General features: G+C 64.3%; 3 protein-coding genes. All 3 read left to right on the forward strand.

The annotated features are described in order from the left end of the window. Window positions 1-1,679: glycine cleavage T C-terminal barrel domain-containing protein (locus EN969_RS19380; RefSeq protein WP_281060017.1), on the forward strand; the 1,679-nt coding region annotated here is incomplete at its 5' end. After that, window positions 1,672-2,295, forward strand: a complete 624-nt coding sequence (locus EN969_RS19385; RefSeq protein WP_063170183.1) for a sarcosine oxidase subunit gamma — start codon at window positions 1,672-1,674, stop codon at window positions 2,293-2,295. The genes EN969_RS19380 and EN969_RS19385, both read left to right, overlap by 8 nt. A 146-nt stretch (window positions 2,296-2,441) precedes the next feature. Then, on the forward strand, window positions 2,442-4,190 hold a 1,749-nt coding region (locus EN969_RS19390), incomplete at its 3' end, for a DUF1989 domain-containing protein (protein WP_127419316.1).

Here is a 4,190-nt window from a genome sequence, read left to right on the forward strand (position 1 = left end):
GCGACATCTCCGCCTTCGTGCCCGACGGCGCGCCTCCAGGCATGGTCGCCGCGGGTGCCGCCAATGGCGATTTCGGGCTCGGCGCCTGCCTGAGCCAGGGATTTGCCGCTGGCGCGGCAGCGGCCCGTGACACGGGGCACAATGGTACGGCGGGCGCCGCGCCTGCCGCCGATGACGAGGCTTTTTCGCTGACGCCGCTCTGGCATGTCGCCGGCAAGGGCAAAGCCTTTGTCGACCAGCAACACGACGTCACCGCGTCCGACATCGAGCTGGCGCAGCGCGAGGGTTTTGAATCGGTCGAGCATCTGAAGCGCTACACCACGCTCGGCATGGCGACCGACCAGGGCAAGACCTCGAATGTCGCCGGCCTCGCCATCATGGCTGCGGTCAGCGGCCGTTCGATCCCCGAGACCGGGACAACGATCTACCGGCCGCCTTACGTGCCCGTCGCCATCGGCGCCTTCGCCGGCCATCACCGCGACGAGACTTTCCATGCGACGCGGCTGACGCCGTCGCATCACTGGGCCGTGGAACAAGGTGCTGTCTTCGTCGACACCGGCCTGTGGAAGCGGGCGCAGTGGTACCCCCGCGCGGGCGAGAAGGACTGGCTGGAATCGGTGACGCGCGAGGTCAAGGCGGTGCGCTCAGGCGTCGGATTCTGCGATGTCTCGACGCTCGGCAAGATCGACGTGCACGGTCCGGATGCCGGCGCCTTCCTCGACCGCGTCTACATCAACACCTTCTCCAGTCTTGCAGTGGGCAAGGCGCGCTACGGTCTGATGCTGCGCGAGGACGGCATCGTCTATGACGACGGCACCACGTCGCGGCTGGCCGAAGACCACTATTTTCTCACCACCACCACGGCCAAGGCCGGTCTGGTGATGCAGCATCTCGAATTCTGCCGCCAGGTGCTGTTCCCGGAGCTCGACGTGCAGCTCACTTCCGTCTCCGACCAGTGGGCGCAGTTCTCGATCGCCGGACCGAGCGCGCGGGAGTTGCTGAAACAGATCGTTGATGAGTCCGAGGACCTTTCCAACGAAGGCTTTCCGTTCATGGGCGCGCGCGAAGTGACGTTGCGCGGCGGCCTCAAGGCGCGGCTGTTCCGCATCTCGTTCTCCGGCGAAATGGCCTTCGAGATCTCGGTACCGGCACGCTTCGGTGATGCGATGGCACGCAATCTGATGCTGGCCGGCGCGCCATTCGGCGTGACGCCTTACGGCACCGAGGCGCTCGGCGTCATGCGCGTCGAAAAGGGCCACATCGCCGGACCGGAACTGAGCGGCACGACGACAGCGGCCGATCTTGGTCTGGGCAAGATGATGTCGACCAAGAAAGACTATATCGGCCGCGTCATGGCCGGACGCGAGGCGCTGGTAGCCCCAGATCGCCAGGTCGTCGTCGGCATCAAGCCGACGGACGAGACACGCCGGTTGCGCTCCGGCGCACACATCATCCCGAAGGGGCAGACGCCCGGCCCCGGCAACGACCAGGGCTATGTCACCTCGGTCTGCTTCTCGCCGACGTTGGATCAGTGGATCGGGCTCGCGCTTGTCGAACGCGGCCGCGAACGCATCGGCGAGATCGTGCACGCGCATGATCCATTGCGCGGCGAAGACTATGACGTCGAACTCTGCAATCCCGTCTTCTACGACCCGGATGGAGGGCGCCAGCGTGGTTGAGTTTTCCTGGGTTTCTCGCAGCCCACTCGAGCATGCGCTTGTCACCGGTACAGATGGCGCACGCGGTATCGAGGCCGGCATTTCGCTGACCGAGATCCGCAATTTTGATCTGATCCAGGGGATGGCGCGGCGCGGCCAGGCGGCCGAGCTGGGACAAGCCGCCAAGGCTCGGTTTGGTGTTGCTGTCCCTGATGCGCCGAAGGCGGTGCGGACTTCGGACGCAACGCTGATCTGGTCGGGACCGGACCAGTTCTTCGTGCTGTCGAAGGGCGGCAAGCACACGATGCAGACGCTGGAGCCCGCATTGTCCGGCTCGCTGTCGGACCAGTCGCATGCGCGGGTTCTGGTCAGCATCTCCGGCGCCAAGGCGCGGACAATGCTGGCGAAACTGTCGTCGATCGATTTGCATCCCGATTCGTTTCCGGTTGGCGCCGCCGCCGCGACGTCGATGGATCACACCAGCGTCACGCTCTGGCGCGACAGTGATCGGACGGATGGGCAGGCGGTGTTCAACGTTCTGATGTTTGCGACGTTTGCCGAGAGCCTTTGGCATACGATGCTGGATTCGGGCGCGGAGTACGGCGTCGACATCAACCATACAGAGAGACTGGCTTAGCCTTGGCTAGTCTTCCCTTCTCCCACAACAAGGGGAGAAGGCAAAGCGCGCCACCTCCGCCTTGCCAAACCCAACCGCACTGCTATTCTTGCTGCTAAAATAATTTCACGCACAGGCAAACTTGTTTCTCGAACCGCAAGGCTGAGATGAGCCAGTCGCCCTACCCCGCAATTGCTGCCGGACCGCCCAAGCCTAGCCTCATCCTGAGGCCGGGCCAGATCGCGCTGCCGCCGGGCATGGAGCGTTATACGATCCAGGGCAACGGCGCGGTGCTGATCGACATCGAGGCCGGCGACGCGATCACCGTGCGCAATGTCGAAGGCGGCCAGGCCTGCGAACTTCTGGCCTGGGACAGGACCGGCGCGACCGATCCCGGCATTTTTGGTGAAGCATCGAACAGCAACGCTGCCGGCATCAAAGCGCTGCTCATAGAGGGCGACGACAGTCTCGCATCCCTGCGGAGCGGGCTCGCCCGCCGGCAGGTGCAGCTTGACCACGCCAGGGCGGTGCGGGTGTTCGGCGTCACGACACCGGCCGGCACCGAGCAGGCTTTCACCGTCGCACGCGATGGTGCGGTGCTGATTGCCGCCCCCGGCGGGCCGATGCTGGTCGATGGTCATGACACGGCGACACCGCTGACCGTCTTCGTTCGCCGCGCCACGATCCGCCCGGCGGCGAAATCGGTATTGGCTGATCCGCTTGCCGACCCGGTGCTCGATTTGCGCGTCCATTCGGCGACCGCGGAGGCCTATTTCGTTGGGGCTGGCGACTATCTGCAGATCATCGATGTCGACGGGCGCCAATGCACCGATTTCCAGTGCTTTTCGGCGCGCAAGCTGGACAGGGGACTGGATCATCCGCTCGACGTGACGACGACGCGCACGCTCATGGGTGCGAGCTACCCGATGCCCGGCCTGCATTCCAAATACTATGACCAGGACATGGAGCCGCTGGTCGAGGTGGTGCAGGACACATGCGGCCGGCACGACGCCTTCGCGCTCGCCTGCGCCGCCAAATATTACGACGACATCGGCTATCCCGGACACACCAACTGTTCGGAGAATTTCAACGGCGCTCTGGCCGGCAAGGGCGTCAATCCCCGCGCGGGCTGGATGGCGATCAACTTCTTCTTCAACACGGCGATCGACGCGCATGGCGTCATGGTGTCCGACGAGCCGTGGTCGCGGGCGGGCGACTATGTGCTGCTCAGGGCGCTCACCGACATCGTTTGCGTTTCCTCCGCCTGCCCCGACGACACGACGCCGGCCAATGGCTGGAACCCGACCGACATCCATGTGCGGACCTATTCCGGCCAGCACAAATTCTCGCGAGCGATCGCCAGACGCATGACGCCCGATTCGGAACCGAAAATGACCCGCGAGACCGCTTTTCATTCGAGCTTTGCCAAGCACACCCGCAACTTTCAGGAGTACAAGGGCTATTGGCTCGCCAATTCCTTCGCCAAGGACGGGCCGATCGCCGAATACTGGGCCTGCCGCCAAGACGCGGTGATCATGGACCTGTCGCCGCTGCGCAAGTTCGAGGTCACCGGCCCGGATTCCGAAGCGCTGCTGCAATACACGCTGACCCGCGACGTCAAGAAGCTTGGCGTTGGCCAGGTGGTCTATTCGGCCATGTGCTACGAGCATGGCGGCATGATTGATGACGGCACCCTGCTGCGGCTGGGCAAGGACAATTTCCGCTGGGTCGGCGGCGACGATCTGTCTGGCGAGTGGCTGCGCGAGACGGCGACAAAACTCGGCCTCAATGTCCTTGTGCGTTCCTCCACCGACCAGATGCACAATGTCGCCGTGCAGGGACCGAAGAGCCGCGACATCCTCAGGGAGGTGATCTGGACCTCGCCGCTGCAGCCGTCGATCGACGAACTCGAATGG

The organism is Mesorhizobium sp. M7A.F.Ca.CA.003.01.2.1 (assembly GCF_003998945.1).
GTDB lineage: Bacteria > Pseudomonadota > Alphaproteobacteria > Rhizobiales > Rhizobiaceae > Mesorhizobium > Mesorhizobium ciceri.